The sequence below is a fragment of the Enterococcus cecorum DSM 20682 = ATCC 43198 genome (assembly GCF_000407565.1).
Taxonomy (GTDB): Bacteria; Bacillota; Bacilli; order Lactobacillales; family Enterococcaceae; genus Enterococcus_E; species Enterococcus_E cecorum.
The window spans coordinates 41,799-59,920 of record NZ_ASWI01000004.1; the positions used below are offsets into that span (position 1 = coordinate 41,799).

Annotated in this window: 26 protein-coding genes, 1 tRNA gene and 1 pseudogene; 19 read left to right on the forward strand and 9 right to left on the reverse strand. The window is 35.2% G+C overall.

Features of this window, described 5'->3' with window-relative positions; all coding sequences use genetic code 11:
- Positions 1–16: 16 nt before the first annotated feature.
- Entirely contained in the window at positions 17–1,816 is a 1,800-nt protein-coding gene (locus I567_RS06090) for a heavy metal translocating P-type ATPase (RefSeq protein ID WP_016251373.1), read from the reverse strand.
- A gap of 318 nt (positions 1,817–2,134) precedes the next feature.
- Here I567_RS06090 and I567_RS06095 point away from each other — a divergent pair, with 318 nt between their 5' ends.
- Positions 2,135–4,855: a YhgE/Pip domain-containing protein gene (locus I567_RS06095; protein WP_018345278.1), complete on the forward strand. Its 2,721-nt coding sequence runs from the start codon at positions 2,135–2,137 to the stop codon at positions 4,853–4,855.
- A gap of 151 nt (positions 4,856–5,006) precedes the next feature.
- Positions 5,007–6,038, forward strand: a complete 1,032-nt coding sequence (queA, locus tag I567_RS06100) for a tRNA preQ1(34) S-adenosylmethionine ribosyltransferase-isomerase QueA (RefSeq protein ID WP_016251375.1) — start codon at positions 5,007–5,009, stop codon at positions 6,036–6,038.
- Positions 6,039–6,212: 174 nt separating this feature from the next.
- On the opposite strand, the gene I567_RS06105 is transcribed toward queA, so the two are convergent.
- Positions 6,213–7,379 (reverse strand): tyrosine-type recombinase/integrase, encoded by a 1,167-nt coding sequence (locus I567_RS06105; RefSeq protein ID WP_016251376.1) that lies wholly within the window; start codon positions 7,377–7,379, stop codon positions 6,213–6,215.
- Positions 7,380–7,577: 198 nt separating this feature from the next.
- Between I567_RS06105 and I567_RS12760 the strand changes: the two genes are divergently transcribed.
- On the forward strand, positions 7,578–7,724 hold the full coding sequence (locus I567_RS12760; protein ID WP_016251377.1) for a hypothetical protein: 147 nt from the start codon (positions 7,578–7,580) through the stop codon (positions 7,722–7,724).
- On the opposite strand, the gene I567_RS06110 is transcribed toward I567_RS12760, so the two are convergent.
- From I567_RS06110 to I567_RS06130, 5 genes and pseudogenes are all read right to left on the reverse strand, one after another.
- Positions 7,706–8,380, reverse strand: coding sequence for a hypothetical protein (locus I567_RS06110; RefSeq protein ID WP_016251378.1), 675 nt, complete (start codon positions 8,378–8,380; stop codon positions 7,706–7,708). The two genes, I567_RS12760 and I567_RS06110, sit on opposite strands and share 19 nt — an antisense overlap.
- A 52-nt stretch (positions 8,381–8,432) precedes the next feature.
- A pseudogene (locus tag I567_RS06115) lies at positions 8,433–8,702 on the reverse strand (S24 family peptidase); the annotation flags it as partial.
- Positions 8,703–8,788: 86 nt separating this feature from the next.
- A complete protein-coding gene (locus I567_RS06120) occupies positions 8,789–9,484 on the reverse strand; it encodes a hypothetical protein (RefSeq protein ID WP_016251379.1) in 696 nt (231 codons plus the stop codon).
- 25 nt (positions 9,485–9,509) lie between these two features.
- Positions 9,510–9,935 (reverse strand): ImmA/IrrE family metallo-endopeptidase, encoded by a 426-nt coding sequence (locus I567_RS06125; protein WP_016251380.1) that lies wholly within the window; start codon positions 9,933–9,935, stop codon positions 9,510–9,512.
- An 11-nt stretch (positions 9,936–9,946) separates the two neighbouring features.
- Positions 9,947–10,279: a helix-turn-helix domain-containing protein gene (locus I567_RS06130; RefSeq protein ID WP_016251381.1), complete on the reverse strand. Its 333-nt coding sequence runs from the start codon at positions 10,277–10,279 to the stop codon at positions 9,947–9,949.
- Positions 10,280–10,572: 293 nt separating this feature from the next.
- On the opposite strand from I567_RS06130, the gene I567_RS06135 reads away from it, so the two are divergent.
- Complete coding sequence (locus tag I567_RS06135; protein WP_016251382.1) at positions 10,573–10,764, forward strand: hypothetical protein; 192 nt, start codon at positions 10,573–10,575, stop codon at positions 10,762–10,764.
- Positions 10,765–10,913: 149 nt separating this feature from the next.
- On the opposite strand, the gene I567_RS12405 is transcribed toward I567_RS06135, so the two are convergent.
- Complete coding sequence (locus I567_RS12405) at positions 10,914–11,078, reverse strand: YjzC family protein (protein WP_016251383.1); 165 nt, start codon at positions 11,076–11,078, stop codon at positions 10,914–10,916.
- A gap of 127 nt (positions 11,079–11,205) precedes the next feature.
- On the opposite strand from I567_RS12405, the gene I567_RS06140 reads away from it, so the two are divergent.
- From I567_RS06140 to I567_RS06200, 14 genes are all read left to right on the forward strand, one after another.
- Positions 11,206–11,421, forward strand: a complete 216-nt coding sequence (locus I567_RS06140) for a helix-turn-helix domain-containing protein (protein ID WP_016251384.1) — start codon at positions 11,206–11,208, stop codon at positions 11,419–11,421.
- Positions 11,402–12,169, forward strand: coding sequence for a phage antirepressor KilAC domain-containing protein (locus I567_RS06145; RefSeq protein WP_016251385.1), 768 nt, complete (start codon positions 11,402–11,404; stop codon positions 12,167–12,169). The genes I567_RS06140 and I567_RS06145 overlap by 20 nt, the downstream gene beginning before the upstream one ends.
- A 12-nt stretch (positions 12,170–12,181) precedes the next feature.
- Positions 12,182–12,460, forward strand: a complete 279-nt coding sequence (locus I567_RS06150; RefSeq protein WP_016251386.1) for a hypothetical protein — start codon at positions 12,182–12,184, stop codon at positions 12,458–12,460.
- Between the two features lie 47 nt (positions 12,461–12,507).
- Positions 12,508–12,741, forward strand: coding sequence for a hypothetical protein (locus I567_RS06155; RefSeq protein ID WP_016251387.1), 234 nt, complete (start codon positions 12,508–12,510; stop codon positions 12,739–12,741).
- 1 nt (position 12,742) lies between these two features.
- Entirely contained in the window at positions 12,743–12,946 is a 204-nt protein-coding gene (locus I567_RS06160) for a hypothetical protein (RefSeq protein WP_016251388.1), read from the forward strand.
- Entirely contained in the window at positions 12,930–13,064 is a 135-nt protein-coding gene (locus tag I567_RS13030; protein ID WP_016251389.1) for a hypothetical protein, read from the forward strand. The genes I567_RS06160 and I567_RS13030 overlap by 17 nt, the downstream gene beginning before the upstream one ends.
- 52 nt (positions 13,065–13,116) lie before the next feature.
- Positions 13,117–13,494 (forward strand): hypothetical protein, encoded by a 378-nt coding sequence (locus tag I567_RS06165; protein ID WP_016251390.1) that lies wholly within the window; start codon positions 13,117–13,119, stop codon positions 13,492–13,494.
- Positions 13,491–14,417 (forward strand): hypothetical protein, encoded by a 927-nt coding sequence (locus I567_RS06170; protein ID WP_016251391.1) that lies wholly within the window; start codon positions 13,491–13,493, stop codon positions 14,415–14,417. The genes I567_RS06165 and I567_RS06170 overlap by 4 nt, the downstream gene beginning before the upstream one ends.
- Positions 14,389–15,135 (forward strand): PD-(D/E)XK nuclease-like domain-containing protein, encoded by a 747-nt coding sequence (locus I567_RS06175; protein ID WP_016251392.1) that lies wholly within the window; start codon positions 14,389–14,391, stop codon positions 15,133–15,135. The genes I567_RS06170 and I567_RS06175 overlap by 29 nt, the downstream gene beginning before the upstream one ends.
- Before the next feature lie 52 nt (positions 15,136–15,187).
- Positions 15,188–15,319 (forward strand): hypothetical protein, encoded by a 132-nt coding sequence (locus tag I567_RS13035; RefSeq protein ID WP_256998671.1) that lies wholly within the window; start codon positions 15,188–15,190, stop codon positions 15,317–15,319.
- Positions 15,320–15,321: 2 nt separating this feature from the next.
- On the forward strand, positions 15,322–15,597 hold the full coding sequence (locus tag I567_RS06185) for a hypothetical protein (protein WP_016251394.1): 276 nt from the start codon (positions 15,322–15,324) through the stop codon (positions 15,595–15,597).
- A 93-nt stretch (positions 15,598–15,690) separates the two neighbouring features.
- The gene (locus I567_RS06190) at positions 15,691–16,161 is read left to right on the forward strand and encodes an ArpU family phage packaging/lysis transcriptional regulator (protein WP_016251395.1); all 471 of its coding nucleotides are present in this window, start codon (positions 15,691–15,693) and stop codon (positions 16,159–16,161) included.
- A gap of 386 nt (positions 16,162–16,547) precedes the next feature.
- A tRNA-Arg gene (locus tag I567_RS06195) sits at positions 16,548–16,621 on the forward strand.
- Between the two features lie 15 nt (positions 16,622–16,636).
- Positions 16,637–16,990: an HNH endonuclease gene (locus I567_RS06200; protein ID WP_018345272.1), complete on the forward strand. Its 354-nt coding sequence runs from the start codon at positions 16,637–16,639 to the stop codon at positions 16,988–16,990.
- A 9-nt stretch (positions 16,991–16,999) separates the two neighbouring features.
- Here I567_RS06200 and I567_RS12410 read toward each other — a convergent pair whose 3' ends face one another.
- Complete coding sequence (locus I567_RS12410; protein WP_016251396.1) at positions 17,000–17,146, reverse strand: ribbon-helix-helix domain-containing protein; 147 nt, start codon at positions 17,144–17,146, stop codon at positions 17,000–17,002.
- Between the two features lie 97 nt (positions 17,147–17,243).
- Here I567_RS12410 and I567_RS06205 point away from each other — a divergent pair, with 97 nt between their 5' ends.
- Positions 17,244–18,038, forward strand: coding sequence for an HNH endonuclease (locus tag I567_RS06205; protein WP_016251397.1), 795 nt, complete (start codon positions 17,244–17,246; stop codon positions 18,036–18,038).
- Positions 18,039–18,122 lie beyond the last annotated feature (84 nt).

Below are 18,122 nucleotides of genomic sequence, written 5' to 3' on the forward strand. Positions count from 1 at the left end.
AGAGTGATGGTTCTTTTTAGTCATTATGGGCACGTAAAGCACTGACAATAGCAACGACATCTACCACTTCTTGGAACACAGCACCGATAAAGGTTGGAATCAATCCAAATGAAGCGATAAACATCAAGACCACACAGACAGCAATCCCGATGAGTACTGATTGTTGGGCTATTTTTACGGTATCTTTAGCAATCGTAATACTTTGCGCGACTTTGCTAAAATCATCTTTTAAAATGACGACATCTGCAGTTTCACTGGCAGCCGTTGCCCCGTGAGCGCCCATCGCAATTCCGACACTCGCAGTGGCAAGCGCAGGAGCATCATTAATTCCATCGCCAACCATCGCCGTTAGTCCATGATTTGCAATGGTTTCTTGGATATGGCTAATTTTTTCTTCGGGTAGACATTCAGCAAAGACATCTTCAGTATCAATGCCGACTGCTTTAGCCACTTTTTGGGCAGCTAATTTTTTATCGCCTGTTACCATAATTAAGTGTTTTATGCCTAGATTGCGCAGTTGTTGAATCGTCTGTTTAGCTTCTGGACGTAAAGTATCAGTAAAGGTAAAGTGACCGAGATATTGGCCATTTTGTGCGACAAAGACACTGGTTTTATTGGTCAAATCTCGAGGAAGCCCCCTTTGAATCAGACTGCTCTTACCTATCATGTAAGTATGGTTCTTAACGCTACCTTTAATTCCTTGCCCTTTGATTTCACTAATGGCATCAATTGGTAAAAATTCGATTTGTTGATTTTTGGCTTCTTGGACGATACTTCTAGCCAGAATATGAGTAGAGTTTTGTTCTAGACTTGCTACAATTTGTAAGAAATCAATCGTTGAAATAGCATCGGTATGTGCAATATTTTCAACTTTCAATATTCCTGAAGTGATGGTCCCTGTTTTATCAAAGGCAATATTTTTTAAAGAGGCAAGTTTTTCAATGGCGGTACCATTTTTCACGACGATGCCATAGCGACTTTCACGACTCATCCCAGCAACGAAAGCAATTGGAGCTGCTAAAATTAATGGACATGGAGAAGCAACGACCATGACTTGGGCAAAACGAATGGGGTCTTTACTTAAATACCACGCAATGCCACCTAGTAGATAAGCAAGTAAGGTAAATGGAATGGCATATCTATCCGCCATCCGGACAAAGCTTGCTGGTGTTTCGCTGGATTGTTGTACCAGTTGCACCAAGCGTTGGTAATGACTATCTACGGCTAAATGCGTTACTTTTAAATGTAAACTGACATCACCATTGATTGCCCCTGACATCAAGTTTTCTCCCTGTTTCTTTTCAACAGGAATGGATTCACCGGTTAGGGAAGCTTCATTAATGGTCGCTACTTCATCTAATAATTCACCATCGATTGGAATCATTTCATTTGGTTTGACGACAATTGTTTGCCCTATTTTGATTTTTTCTAGTGGATAATCGACTAATTCTTCCTCTTCAATCACGTGAGCAATTTCGGGGGTTTGGTCGAGTAAGCTTTGTAATTCTTGGTTTGCTTTTTTTCCAGCATAATTTTCCAATGATTCGCCACCAGTAAGCATAATAAGAACGACTAAGCTTGCCCAGTATTCGCCAACGATTAGTGTTGAGACAATAGCGGTGATGGCCAAGATATCAACACCGAAATTTCCTTGACTTAAGGTTTGAATCATTTCAATTAACATCGAAAATGCAATAATACTACTGATTACCGTTACGATGACTTGTGCTGCTAACTCTTGATGAAAAACAAATTGCAAAATAAGTGCAGTCACGCCAATTAGAATAGTTATATATAATTTTTTTTGATCAGACATTTTTGCTCCCCTCTTTCATCTTGAGTATAGCACTCAAATGACTTAATTGATAATGAAAGAAACTAATTGAGAACGATAATCGTTGATATATGCAATTGATAATCTTTTTCAATTATAATTATTATAAATTAAGTTAAAACAAGCCAAACCATACAAAATTTGGTAAAATAAAACTAAGGATGTGAGGCGGATCGGTCAGCTCCAAGCAGCTAAGGTTGTCAGAATTAATAGAAAAATCTGATAGAAAAAAGTAAGATGTGCTTTTTTTAGATAGTAATTATAATGAATAGATAAAGAATAAGTGAGGATGTGATGACGATGAAAACAATCAGAGCGATTAAAGAACTTTACCTTATGGATTGGCGTCGAATTTTTGCCGTTCCTACAGCAGTATTCTTGGTGATAGCGATGTTGATTTTACCTTCACTGTATGCTTGGTTTAATATCAAAGCTTTGTGGGACCCTTATGGTAATACCGGAGATTTGCCAATTGCGGTGTATAATGCCGATGCTGGAGTGAATTTAGAAGGAAAGAAAATTGATATTGGACAAATGGTCAGCGAACAGCTCCATCAAAATCATCAATTAGGCTGGACTTTTGTGAAATCCAAAGACGTATTAGAAGATGGGGTTCGTTCAGGAAAATATTATGCTGGCATTTATTTACCAAAGAATTTTTCAAAAGATTTAGTCAGTTTTATAGGAGGAACGATTGAAAAGCCTGAAATAAAGTATTTTTACAATGCTAAAATCAATGCCATCGCCCCTAAAATAACTGATAAAGGCGCCTCAACATTACAAAGTGAGATTACGGATAATTTTATCGCAACTTCTAGTCAAATTTTAGCTGAAACGATGAACAAAGCCGGTGTTTCCTTAGAGACCAACTATGGCGAAATTGAACATTTAAGCCAATTATTGATGAAGACTAACGACAATTTAGCGCAAATGGATGCGTATGTGAATCAGTTAAAAGATTTACAACAAAAATTACCTGAAATTAAGGAAAAATATGCTTTAGCGCAAAAAGTTCCGGATTATTATCCAGAAATCAATCGTCTGGCAGATAAATTAATTGCGGTCAACCAACATACCAATCAGCTAGATCAGGTAGGAAAGACGCTTTTAAAGGTGCAAAAACAACTGCCGACGATTCAACAGGTACCTAACCGTTTAGATCAATTAAATCAAGACTTCTCGAAAGTGCAGCCAATTTTAACTAAGAGTATAGAAGAAGCAAAGGGTGCGATTAGTTTAGTAAGCCAAGTGCAAGGGTTAGTACCAACGATTCAAGATTTTAATGACAAATCGAATCAATTACTGACAGATTCCATCGATGGTGCACAAAAATTCCAGGAAGCTTTGCCAAGTATTGAAAATAGTTTGAATTTGCAATTACAAACACTTTTACTCTTTTCACAAACCATGAGCGTCTTTTTAGACCAACTTAGTCAAGATTTGCAAGTAGTTGATCAAGCGCAACTTACCCCTGAGCAACGCCAACAACTACAAATGCTAGTCACAAAAATAGATGAACGAGTGAATCAAACGAAACAAACGATTGAAAAACAAATTCAATATTTAGAAGTACTAGGGAAAATTACGGGTAAAGATTTTAGCAAGTCTATCAGTCAATTAAATCAATTGTTAGCTAAAATCACCCAAATGCAAGAAAAGGCTAGACAAATCAATGGCGTGCTTGCTAATTTACCAAATCAATTAACAACTGCACAGAAGTTAGTGAGTCAACTTCAAGGGATAAACAATGATTTTAACCGTTTCTTGCAAGGAATAGATTTAACTGGATTAAGTAGCAAAATCAATGATACTTTAAGCAATCAATTATTGCCAATCCTTAAAGACAGCCAAAAAGTATTAGGTGAGGTTAGCAAAATTGACTTAAAAGATCTATTAGATAAGACAAATCGCGTGTTAAATCAAGGTATTCAAATTTTAGAAACAGTTTCTACGGATTTACCTAGTTATCAACAAAAACTTCAAGCAGCTAACCAACTTGCGAAAAGTCATATGGGCGAATTTACGAATGGTGTGAATCAAGCAGTGCAATTCTATCAAAATGATTGGCCACAAACCAAACAAAAATTGGCCCAAGCAAGTCAATTTGCACAACAAGATTTGCCAGTGATTGAAAGAGATTATCGACAAGCACTCAAACAAATTGATGCGAAAATGCCTGAATTAGATCAAACCATTCAGCAGGTGAATACGTTTATCAATCAAGATTGGCCAGTGGTACGTACAGCCATCCAAAAATCAGCGCAAGCCTTGCAAGTAGGCGAAACCAAATTGCCATTGGATGAACTAATCGAATTGTTGAAAGTGAATGCTCAAAAAGAAGCCGATTTCTTTAAAGAACCTGTGAAATTAAAAACTACGGCCTTTTATCCAATTAAGAATAACGGTTCGGCTAGTGCACCGTTTTATACGGCACTTTGTCTATGGGTGGGCTCATTATTACTTTCAAGTTTAGCAAGTACGAGTGTGTATCTGAACGAACGTCAAAAAGGCAAATATACTTTACGTGAACAATTCTTTGCTCGTATGCTCTCGTTCTTAACGATAGGACTCGGCCAAAGCTTAATTGTTGTACTGGGTAATCTGTATTTATTGAATGTCAGTGTCACAAATCCAGGTTGGTATATTGCTTTTACTGTCTTTATTGGGCTTACCTTTATGTCGATTATTTATGTGCTTGTTAGTCTTTTTGGCAATGTCGGTAAAGGTCTGGGAATTATCTTGCTGGTGCTTTCGATTTCAGGTGGAGGCGGAAACTATCCAATTCAAGTTTCCGGTGCATTCTTTAGATGGATTAATCCATGGTTGCCATTTACGTATGCGGTCAACCTACTTAGAGAAGCAACAGGTGGCATTTATGCAAGAAATATGTGGGTAGATATCATCTTCTTGATTTGCGCTGGATTATTATTTGTCATTTTTGGCACCATCTTCTTCCCAACAAACGACGCCATGGTGAAAAAATTCAACCACCGCACCAAAAACAGCCACTTCTTTCACTAAGGATGTGAGGCGGGTCGGTCAGCTCCAAGCATCTATGTTTTTAAGTAACGACGAAATGCATTATAAAAGTGTATTTCGTCGTTTTTTGGTATTCGTGATATTTTGTGGTACAATAATGGGGCGATTAAATGAATGAGAAAGTAGGAAAAATATGTTAACAACAGAAGATTTTGATTTTGATCTACCTGAAGAACTGATTGCGCAAACCCCGTTAAAGGAGCGAACAAGTTCTAGATTATTAGTGATGAATCGTCAAACAGGAGAATTAACCGATAAACATTTTTACGATATTATTGATTATCTGAATCCAGGTGATGCTTTGGTAATGAATAACAGTCGAGTGTTACCAGCTCGCTTACATGGCGAAAAGGTCGAAACTGGCGCACATTTAGAAATTTTGCTTTTGAACAATACAGTCAATGATGAGTGGGAAGTCTTAATTAAACCAGCAAAACGTGCCAAAGTCGGAACAGAAATTTCTTTTGGTGATGGTCGATTGAAGGCTGTGGTTAAAGAAGAATTAGATCATGGCGGTAGAATTATTGATTTCAAATATGATGGGATTTTTCTTGAAATATTGGAGTCATTAGGAGAAATGCCTTTACCTCCATATATCAAAGAACGCTTAGAAGATCCTGATCGTTATCAAACAGTTTATGCCAAGGAAAATGGCTCAGCAGCGGCACCAACTGCGGGGCTACACTTTACTAAAGATTTATTAGCCAAAATCGAAGCTAAAGGTGTGAAATTGGTTTATTTGACACTTCATGTTGGTTTAGGGACCTTTAGACCAGTGAGTGTGGATAATATTGCAGAACATGAAATGCATAGTGAGTTTTATTCGCTAAGCCCTGAAGCTGCACAGACGCTAAATGATGTTAAAGCAAATGGTGGTCGAATTGTTGCGGTAGGGACGACTTCTATTCGTACTTTAGAAACGATTGGTAGCAAATTTGATGGAAAAATTCAAGCGGATAGTGGTTGGACTAATATCTTTATTACACCAGGTTATGAATTCAAAGTAGTGGATGCTTTTTCTACTAATTTCCATTTACCTAAGTCAACCTTAGTGATGTTAGTAAGTGCTTTTGCGGGTCGTGAACAAGTGCTTGCAGCTTATCAACACGCCATTGAAGAAAAGTATCGATTCTTTTCATTCGGCGATGCAATGTTTATATTTTAAGTCTATCTTAGTTATTCCATAAACACATAAACATCAAAAACATTAGAAAATAAAGCATTTAAAGAAACTTTTAAAAATGAATATTGATAAAAAATGATATAAAATTATGTTTAGTCGGAATAATGTCGGGATAAATTTCTGAAATACGAAAAATATCCCGACACATTTTTTTGGTTAAGATTGGCCAAATTTTAATCGCTTATCGACAATATTAATGACATTATCAGCTACCTCGTCTTGGATATGTTCATATTTTTCTGTCATGTAAACAGTCGAATGGCCTAAATAATTTGCAACATGCTCTTTTGGCGCGCCAGCAATAATGGCTTGCGTTGTAAAGTAGTGTCTTAACAAATGAGGAAAAGCATGTAACTCTGTGATTTCATTTATTCTGGAAAAAAGTCGATTAATTTGTCCAACATCGTATGGTTTTCCAGTAATAGGATTAATATATAAGTAATCATCTTGATGCAAAATTTCTCCAAAATCTTTTTTTATTTCTTTAGCTTCATTTAAGGCAATCTGTAGAAGTTCGGTTCCTTTTTGATTTAAAGCAATCCATCTAGAAACACCAGTCTTAGTAGTACCTTTTCCATTGGGTTCTGAACTTGTTCTACTATCACTGATGTCCAATTTTGCATTAAAGCCTTCTTTATACAAAATAGATGATGGTTTTAATCCTAATATTTCGCCTCTTCTTAAACCAAATGAACAAAGATAAACAAAAGTAAAATCGTAAGGAGAAAGATGTTTCTCGGCAGTCGCCATCCATATTTGATAATCCTCAAAAGAGAATCTCTTGCTTTTCGGCTCTAAATCTGAATCACCTATAATCACTCTTCTTAGTCTGTTTCTTTCGATAATTCCCATGTCAACTGCATCATTTAACATACTCATAAAAGTTTGATGATAGGAAATAACACTTGATTTGCGATGTGTTTTCAGTTTTTCCGCAATCCATAAAGTGTAGGTTTCTAACTTTAATTTTGATAGGGGGAGATTACCAAATGCAGGAGATATGTGATTTTTCCAATCTGCATCATGTTTTATTTTGGTAGCTTTGCTCCATTGTTTCACTTGTAATTTCCTCAACGAATATTTTTGATAATATTCATCACAAGTTAATTGTTTTTGAGTTAGGTAATCTGATTCATTCATAGCAAGTACACGTTCGATTTCAGCCAAACGCACTTTTGCTTCAGCTAGTGTTCGAAAGCCAGATTCATCTAATTCTGTCTTTTTGCCATCTTTGTAAAATGCTCGTCTAATACGAAATCTTTTGCCTTTTTTTGTCTCATAACAAAAGATATTTGGATATTTAGTCTTTTCATATTTACTCATGGTTTATTCTCCTTTCGCTCCCGGACAGAATGCATAGAGAATAATGTGGCATCAACTCCTTAAATATGATAAAATGTATAGCAAATAGCCCACAATTGTGGTGATATTTTGGACAGCACACCTTCAAACTTTGGTCGGGGAGAGGGTGTGTTTTTTGTATTATTCATGCTATACTAAAAGCAAAAAGGGGGCTATGCTATGACTGTAAAAGAATTCATTGAGATGTTAGAAAATCTAGAACAAGATAAAAAAATCGAATTTTCAAATCAATATTTCTTATCTAGGGAAAAAGAACCTGAAATAGAAAAAGACGAAACCGAAGACGTCTATGTGTTGTACACATAATATTCGAACAAATTATCAGTATCGTTATTATCTTTAAATTGACTGTATACATCGATTATCGGCAATCCAACAAAAGATGAAAGGGTAAATGATTTTTCTGTTACGTTGTTAATCGTTCTTTTTATCAACTGATTATAATAATCGTTAGAAAAAGAAGTGTTTATTAGCGTTTCGCAAACAAATTTAAATACAGTATTTCCAAGTTTTATTATTTCTGATTTGCTCGGTATTTCGCCATTGTGTATGATACTATTCCTTTTCGTAACTAATCTATTCGAAATAGATGCAGGCAACTCTCCGAATTCTTCAGAGTAAGCTAAAGAATATGCACCATCTATTTGATCTGAGCGTTTCAATTTAGCAATTAAGTTTTCTACTTTTTTCCAGTCATTGCATTTATTGTAGTAGTAATTCGCCACAAAATCTTGTTTAAACACCTCAAAACCAGTATACAATGTTTGAAACGCTTCGAAGTAATATTCATTTTTAAACGCTTCAATAGATAAGTTAAACAGAATTGCATATTTAGGCGTTTCTGTATAAAAATAGTATTCGTGATTGTTAGGGCAGGTAGTTGGTTTACCTTTAAAAAAATCTTCATCCACATTAATTTTATAAGGTTGTCCACATTTCGGACATCTAATTTCTAATTTCATTTAAACAACTCCTATGCACGTTGCTTTTAATAGGCAATGTGTATTTTTTAATTTAAATAAGAACGACGCCGCAAATTTTAAAGTTATCATTTTCGCTAATCGTAATATCATCATACTTTGGATTTAGTGACACTAACCTGTTTCCAGTTATCTTCTTGACAAAGGCTTCCCCATTTAACGTACACACAATAACTTGTCCATTTCTAACGTCAGTAGTTCCTTTGATAAATATATATTGCTTATCTTCAAATAGAGGTAACATAGAGTCGCCGTTGACCGTTAAACAAAAATCAGAACGATCAGGTACTTCATTTTCATCAAATTCTACATATTCAACCTTCTAAAATATGTTGCAATTTTTCTACTGTCTTTATCCATCATAAATGCTTATTATCCCCTTTGTTTAAGTTATTCTTTGTAAATTTCTGCATAGTAAGTTTCATCATTATAGTCAAATTTATAGGTAATTCCATTTACCGTTAACTTAGTACTTTTCTTTGATGAAAGCATATTGTTAAAGGCATCCGAGATTTTGTCATCAAATGCATCTAAAGTATAGGCAGTAGCAACAATACATGTGGCTAGTTCTTTGTTGGCATCTCCTTTACTTCTGAATTGAAGACCTATTAAATTTTCGCCAGCAATATTAACAGAAGACTCCACACCGTTTTCTTGCGATACAATGCTAATGCCGCCCTCTGGTTCTTGCGGAAACGTTGTTTTGGCATCTTCGTTGTATTCGCTGACTCGCATATTAAATCCATTTTTAAAAGAGTTATACTCTTTTAACGGTTGAAGACCTGGCAAATCAACACTTGTAGTTGTTTTGCTGCCATCTTTTGTTACCTCTAATTCAACAGACTGTGCATTTTCAACTGGTCTAACAGATACCATAAATTCTCCATTTACTAATTCTGCCTTACTTTGGTCTCCGTCTTCTGTTGTTGCTATTATGCTATCAGCGTTTTCATAAGTACCAAAAATATAAGAATAAACGCCGCCCATATCTACTTTTGTTGCTTTTGCAGAAGGATTTGGTTTTGAACAAGCTGTAAACAATGAAATAGAAATAATTAATATAATGGATAATTTAAACTTTTTCATTAAAACAACTCCTAATAAAAATTTTTTATTCAATAAAACTATTAAACTGCTCACTACCAAGATACTCACTAGCCATCATTTCCTTGACTACAAACTCATATTTTGGTTCGATTTCGTAATCTTCCATAAATTTTAACCAGTTAGCATTATCTTGATCAGTGTATTCAGCATAATGTTTAATTAAATTCTCGATCATAAATTCTTCAGCTTCGTTTTCCATTTTTGAATGCAAACTAAATGCTAAATTATACAATTCCATTTCGCCTTTGTGCTTTGCTGCATGGCCAAGCTCATGAAGAATGGCTTTGGTCTGATAAAACTCATTTTGATTACTATTGATTAAAATAATATTCTCTTCTTCAAAATACATTCCAGCAGAATTAAAGCCATCACCATAAATTATTGTTACTTCCAGTTTTTCTATTAAATATCTAATGTGACTATTCAACAAAAAGCACCTACTTACTTCTTATTATCAAAGTATGCTTTTAAAATTCCTTTGATAATTGGTCTATCTTCATCAGATATAGGCTTACCATCGTATGACATCGCATTATCCATCATTCTTTCAAGTTTAGTGTCCATATCTGTATTATTCATATTTTCAGATCTGCCTAGTAAATAGTCAACACTAACATTGAAATAATCAGCTACCTTTTCTAATCGGTCAGACTTAGGAGAAGATTTTTTCCATTGATAAAACAAGTTTTCGCTAAATCCTAAATCTAAAGCTACTTTAGATACGCTAATTCCTTGCTTGTCAGCTAAAGACTTTATTCTGTCGAATACGTTCATAACGACATTTTCCTTTCGTTTGAGAAAAATTATAGTTTTCTATAGAAAAGTGTTGACAATTTCTATAGTTTGCTATAATATAATTCTCGTAAGATAAATAGTCAGATAAATGCAATATTAAAAGAACCTAAAATATTAAACTGTTGGCGGAGAGTTTGAATGTTCAAGGCTTTAGATTGCTTATTTAACTACGCTTTCATTCTATAGTTTTCTATAGAGATTGTCAATAGTTAGTTATAAAAAATCTGACTTTTTATCTTATAGAAAAATATAGAAACGGAGTTGATTCTAATATGCCTAGTATTGATGCTGGAAGATTAAAAGTTTTAGAGTTTATCAAACAACATGATTTATCAATTAATGATTTGGCTGTTGCTTACGGTATCAAAAAACAAGACATGCATAATTATCTTAATGGTAATTTGAAAACACCCAAAGCAAACCAACTGATTATTCGAATTATTTCAGATTACAAAATCAGATAGGAGATGAGCAGATGAAACACTACATTACAAAATATCGTGAAAACGACCGATTAATTGTTGAATCGTGGTTGCAGATTAATTTTCTAAAGTGGAACTGGTGCTTTTCAAAAAGAAAGCTAGTCATCTGTGAAGACAACTAGCAAAGGTTATTATTGTTTTTCCCATTTGTTACCAGGTTTTTGGGTAGGCGGTAATCGGTCACCTTTATCAATGTGGACATGTCGAGGTTTGTTTACACTTCCACCTCGTGGACCGACTTCCTTATATGTTCCAGAAGGCCTATTATCTTGACCTGGTTTATATAACTTACTCATATAATCAAGTCCTTTCTTTATTATTTAGATAAGCTCAGTTGGTAGTTGGGTCTTATCTATGAAACAATTCTAATACTATATATAGTAAAAGTCAATGGATTAAACACTATATATTGGGGGTGTGGGCATGTGGAAGAAAATTGAACAGGAAATAAAAAAGCAAGGCTTAACACAATACAAGCTTTCAAAAATGATAGGAGTTAGTCCTAGCGTATTAACTGATTTAAAAAACGGAAGAAATAAAAAACCCAGTTTTGAACTCATGGAAAAAATAGCAGATGCATTGAATGTGTCTATGGATGTCTTTAGAAAGGATGATGAAGATGGAAATTCAGACATTTAGCAACAACTTATTTGATTTAACAGTTAAAACAGAAAATGGCGAAGCACTATTTGATGTTGAAACAGTAGCAAGAAGTTTAGGATTTGTTCAAACAAAAGATGGCAAAGAATTTGTTCGGTGGGAAAGAGTAAATGGTTATTTGAAAAAATATTCCCCACAAGTGGGGAAAGGCGATTATATCAGTGAACCAATGGTATATAAGTTGGCGTTTAAAGCAAACAACGCATTAGCTGAACAGTTTCAAGATTGGTTAGCGACAGAAGTCCTTCCAGCAATTAGAAAACACGGTGGATATTTAACAGAACAAAAACTTGAAGAAGCACTTTTGAACCCAGATACACTGATTAATCTAGCTACACAATTAAAACAGGAACGTGAAGGTCGCTTGATTGCTGAACAACGAGTGAACGAACTAACACCAAAAGCTAGTTATTACGATAAGGTTCTTTCTAACAAGGCGCTAGTGACAATTACTGTGATTGCTAAAGATTATGGAATGAGCGGTAAAGCTATGAACGCATTGCTGCATGAGCTAGGTGTTCAGTATAAGCAAGGTACAACGTGGTTACTATATGCACGATATCAAAAGAACGGTTGGACTCATTCGGAAACGGTTATGATTACCGATAAAGATGGTAATGAAAAAGCTGTTCTGAATACTAAATGGACTCAAAAAGGGCGCTTAGGATTGTATGAATTGTTAAAGAGAAGAGGCTATTTACCAGTAATTGAAAGAGAAACAGCTTAGGAGTTGATTCACATGAATATCTTTGGAAAAGATTTTATAGATGCATTGATGGAAACAATCAAGAAACTCCTGAAAAAAGCGGTAAAAGAAATTATTGAAGAAATTAATGATGAAGAGAAGTTTTTACTGAATCGAAAAGAAATATCTGAAGCGATTGGCTGTGATGTCAATGTATTTGACGAGAATTATCGTTACAGACCGGGCTTTCCATATCATATGAAAGGCAGCCAGGAAGCCTGGAATAAAAAAGAAGTATTTGAGTATCTACACAATAACAAACTAACGAAGTGAGACTCCCGGACAGAGTGAACTTTACTAAAGAAAAAGAGGAGAAATAAATGAACAATAAAATGAAAAAAATACAAAAAAATATTGGTATGTTTAGAATCATCCTATTCGGTTGGATGATGTTTGGACTGGGTTTACTAGCAAGTGGAAATTTTAATGGGAAAATTGCTATAGGATTTACTGTTGTTTCAGTGGTTGTTTTATTAGCGTATGACGCATATTTTGACCGCTATCTAAAGAGTAGACCTATTTATTTCAAACTAATTAGAAAAGAGGGTAAATGATATGGAACTAATCGCATATTGTAGTCAAGCTATGGTGATTAACGAAAAAATAAACGAGGTAATGATACGCTACGACGATTTGAATGTCGTATGTGTTTCAAAGGGATTAATGGATAAATATGCTGAGTGGTACATCAGAGAAAACTTTGAGATGTCTGAAAAAGATGGTTGGATCAGGAGGATTGAGAATGATGAGACAGTTTGATATAGAAGCAGCGAATGAATGGCTATTGGCAAACTGGGATGCAATCAAAGCTAGTCAGTACATTGAATGTATCAAACGCTGCATTGAAAAAGAAAAAGCCACTGACGGCAATCAGTGACAAAAATAAATATTAAACAAGTTAAGTATAGCACGAAAGGGGCAATTTTGGAATGTTTAGTTACGAAGAAGGACAAGTGTTTGATGCCTGGTATACAAAAGAACCTACATCAACAGCTACCGAGCCTAAAAATGAACCAGTAGACGTTTCAGTTATTTCTGAAGCGCCAATATACAACGGTAATAAAGTAATTGTCACAGATTACGGCTATATGGCGTTTCCTAGTGAGTTAGATGAATTGATTGACTTTCAATTAGACGAATACAAAAAGGATGAACTGATTGATGTGTTAGAGGCATTTTCAGGGGATGGCATAAAGATTTATTTAAAAGCTAAAATCATGGACTATATCAATATTTTCAAAAAGCAAGGTCGAGATAAAGAAATAATGGAAATACTTCAATTTGAAGAAGGGAGAGCATGGAAATGAACGATTTAACAACACAATTTCAAAACAATCAAATGCAGGCAGGTAATTTTAGCGGAGGTATGATGGCACAAGCTAGCCGAGAAATGGAGGAAGTGAAAGGTCAAATCTTTATGGCTAAGCAATTTCCGAGAAACACAATGCAAGCTGAAGCGCGCATTTTGGATGCATGTAAACGCAAATCACTGGCAGAGTCAGCTATCTATAGATATCCAAGAGGTAAACAGATGGTAAGCGGCCCATCCATTAGATTAGCTGAAGTTGTGGCACAGAACTGGGGAAATATTAGCTTCGGTATCAAAGAATTAAAACAAGAAAACGGTGAGTCCGAAGTAATGGCTTATGCGTGGGATTTAGAGACGAACGTAAGGCAAGAAAAAATCTTCACTGTTAAGCATGAGCGCCACACGAAGAAAGGTGTTAACTATCTGACTGATTCCAGAGACATTTATGAATTAGTCGCTAACAATGGTGCAAGACGGCTTAGATCATGTATCTTGGCCATCATACCAGGCGACATCATAGACAACGCTGTTTTGGAATGCGAAAAGACGCTTACTAATCAAAACGATAGACCTTTGGCGGATAGATTAAAAGAAGCATTTAAGCTGTTCAAGGAAAATTATGATGTGACTCAAGACATGATTGAAGCAAGATTTGGTTATAAGACAAGTGCATTTACCGAACGCAATCTAATTGATTTAGGTGGCATCTATCGCTCATTAAAAGATGGCATGAGCAAGGTAGAAGATTGGTTTGAACGACCAAATCACGAAAAAGCAGAAAAAGAAGATAAAAATGAGCTTGAAAAAGAGTTTGCTGCCAAGAAAGAGTCTAAATCTACAGAGCCAACTATAGATGATGTTGTGAATGAAGCGTTGAAGGAAGATGAAGCGCATGAAGTTGAACAAACAGAACTATTATAGCAACGAGGCTGACTGGCAGTATTTGTCAGTTAGCCAATTTAAAGATTTTGATAGATGTGAAGCGGCTGCCTTAGCCAAGTTAAAAGGTGAATATGTTCCTAGCGGAGATAACACAGCTTTATTAGTCGGAAATTACGTTCATAGTTATTTTGAAAGCCCAGAAGCGCACGGAAAATTTAAAGAAGAAAATAACGAATATTTATTTTCTAGCCGTAAACCATACGGACTTTTAAGTGCATTTAAAATAGCTGAAGAAATGATTGCCACGCTTGAAAATGACGACTTTTTCAACTTCGTCTATCAAGGCGAGAAAGAGCATGTGGTTACTGGTAATTTGTTCGGTGCAGAATTTAAAGGCCGAATTGATTGTTTGAACATTGAAAAGGGGTATTTTGTGGATCTAAAAACGACTAAGGCAATCAACAGTCGCTTTTGGTCAAATAAGTACCGTTGCTATGTATCTTTTGTCGAAGAATACGGCTATGTGTTGCAGATGGCTGTTTATAAAAGGTTGCTTGAAATGAAGTTTGGCAAGGAGTTCACGCCGTATATTTTCGCAGTTAGTAAGGAAACACCACCGGCCAAACAGGCGATTGAAATCATTCCACAGAGATTTGATTATGAGTGTAAAAACTTATCGAAAAATACCAGTAGAAGTGGAAGTTGTTCAATATACACCTTATACGCTAGGCGAATGTGTGCAATTTTTAGAAAATAACGGAGCTAGATATTCAGTAGAGTGCACGGGTAATAATGGAAAAACAGAATTTATGATTGATACGTTAGAAGGTTGTATGACTGTTAGCATGGATGATTATATCATTTGTGGCGTGGCAGGCGAATGCTATCCGTGTAAGCCTGATATTTTTGAAAAAACATACGAAATGGTAAAGGAGTTTTGACCATGAACACACTAACAATCATTTTAATCGTATTGACTGCTGTGTTACTGATTGCAAATATCGTGATGTTTACGATAGAACGCACGGAGAAGCATGAATTAAATTTTGATAAATCTAAAGTGAAAATAATGCTTTTTGCAAGCGAGGACGAAGATGAAATAATTAAAGAAGAAATTAAGATGTTAAAAAAATATTATACATTAGATTCAGCGATTGGCAGTTTAGAAACAGAACACGGTTATATCTATATCAGAGCATATCTAGTGGAGATAAAATAGTGCAGGATTACGAATTATAAAACAAAAGCCGGATTCCTCCGACTAGTTAAATAATTACCAATACAATTTTAGCATAGTGGAGGAATTTAGCCAATGTTATTTGACGTTAAAAAATATAGTACACCTGATCTTAATGATGTTGACTTAGTAAAAACAAAAGCAAATGTCGGAGTTTTTCTAACAGCATATCTGTCAGCTAGAGAGCGTGTTGGTCAACCAAGAGAGCCAAAATTGACAGCTTCTTATTCGCTTGTTCCTCCATCTACAGCTAATAATAGTTTTGAAGCAGAGAACATATTAATAGGCAAAGAAGAAGCAATGGAAGAATTTTTACATCTTCATAAATTGTTTATTAAAGGCTACTCAGCCATACAACACCCTTTTAAGCCTGACATTGCAATGCGTAGGAAAAAGATATTTATGGATCGTTTTGTTTATGGATATTCGATTTTTATGGTCGCTGAAAGAAATCATATCAGCGAATATCTTGTGAGTACTGAAAGTAATGAAGCTATCGCATATTTTGCATATGCTCTTGAATTAATTGTATTTAGTACCGGTTGAAATATTGGTGATTTGCTAATAAAATCAGGCATTTTGCTAATGTTTTAATATAAAATGCCAAAGTTAACACAAATCAAAACGTGTTAAATTGGTATTGTCAAAAATGAGAGGCAGGCTTGCTATTCACACAAATAAAACTTGAAGGGAGGAAATCTTCCTTCGTTAATCTTTCACGTGAGCAGCTTCTGATTTAGACAAACATTCGAAAACAGATTGAAGGAAGGTTCCTTATCTAGTCTAGTTTTTGAAATACGCTAAAGTCCAGCTCTGCGGAAACAGGGTTGGCAAGCGACCGTGTATCGTGTATATATTGCCTACTATGCACGGGTAGTAGTGTCATTTAAACTTTTCCTTATTGTGGCCACAGTATATACCGTGGCCCATTTAGTTGTATAGCTCAGTTGGATAGAGCATTCGCCTTCTAAGCGAACGGTGGTAGGTTCGAATCCTACTACAACTGTAATAATATACCGGGGTGGTAAGCACGAGAGCGGATAGAGTAGGAAAACATAGAACAGCATTCGAAAAGAATCGTAAACGAATATTAATGACAGAGAATACTTGTGGGATATGTGGACAACCCGTGGATAAAAAAATAAAGCCACCACATCCATTGAGTCCGGTTATTGATCACATCATTCCAATTAATAAAGGTGGGCATCCGTCAGACATTAACAACTTACAGCTTGCACATTGGCAGTGTAATCGAGCCAAGTCTGACAAACTGTTCAACGTTAAAGAAGTAAAAAAAGAAATCAAGAGCACTAACATAATAGGCAATCGAAATTTGCCTCAAAGCATAGATTGGATGTCATACAGGCAAAAATAAAAGACGGACTTATTTATCCGTCTTCATTTTAGCGATATATTCAAGTATTGCTCGTTCAACTATCCTAGCCTGCGGAATCATTGTTTCGTCAGATATTTTTTTTAATAGCGCTATTGTTTCTTCATCGAACGTAAATGTAATTCTTTTTTTAGCCATTTAATCACCGCCTTTTATGTACATTACTATACCATATTACTATTGCATTATCAAATACAATATAGTACAATATAAGTATGGTAAAGGTGATGATAATATGGATGTATATGAATGCAAAATATGTGGCAAGTTGTTTTCTGGAAGAAAGAAAAAGTATTGTTCGCAAGCTTGTTCTGATGAAGCTAGGAGAATAAGAAATAGAGATAGATGGAGAAAAGACCACCCTGATTGGAACAAGGATGCAAATAAGATTTGTGAGTGGTGTGGTAAAGATTTCAGCGTTCCCACAAGAAATGCACACATTGCAAAGTTTTGCAGTGATAAATGTAGAGATACTTGGTGGAGCAGGACTGTTTATGGTTATAAATCAATAGAGGAACGCAACGAAGAAAGAAGAAAACAAAAGGAAATAAGGCAAAAGAGATTAGAAAAAGAAAGAACAGTCAAAAGGTTTAAAAATTCGATACAAACTATTATTAAAATCAAAGAAGAAGAAAGAATAAAAAAGTTAACAAGGAATTGCGTAGAGTGTGGTAATCTGTTTTATAATCCATCCCCTAATGTTTTAACATGCTCCGCCGAGTGTAGTCGCAAGAGGAACAGAAGGGTATCAAGGATGATATACAAAGGTAGAATAAACAAGAAAAATTTGATTGATAAGGATATTAATCTTACTAAACTTTACAAGAAATATGATGGTATGTGCTATCTGTGCGGACAACAATGCGACTGGAATGATAAGGTGGTGACGCATGAAGGACATACAATAGTCGGAGAAAAGTATCCAACTATTGAACATGTAGTTCCTTTATCGAAAGGCGGAATGCATTCATGGGATAACGTTAAGTTAGCTTGCATGAAATGTAACACTTTAAAGGGAGATAAAATTTAATAATTTTCAAAAAAAGTGTTGAATCTTTATTGAATTCAATGCTTTTTCTATGACACGCCCCCCATACCTCCCCCCCTACTGGTT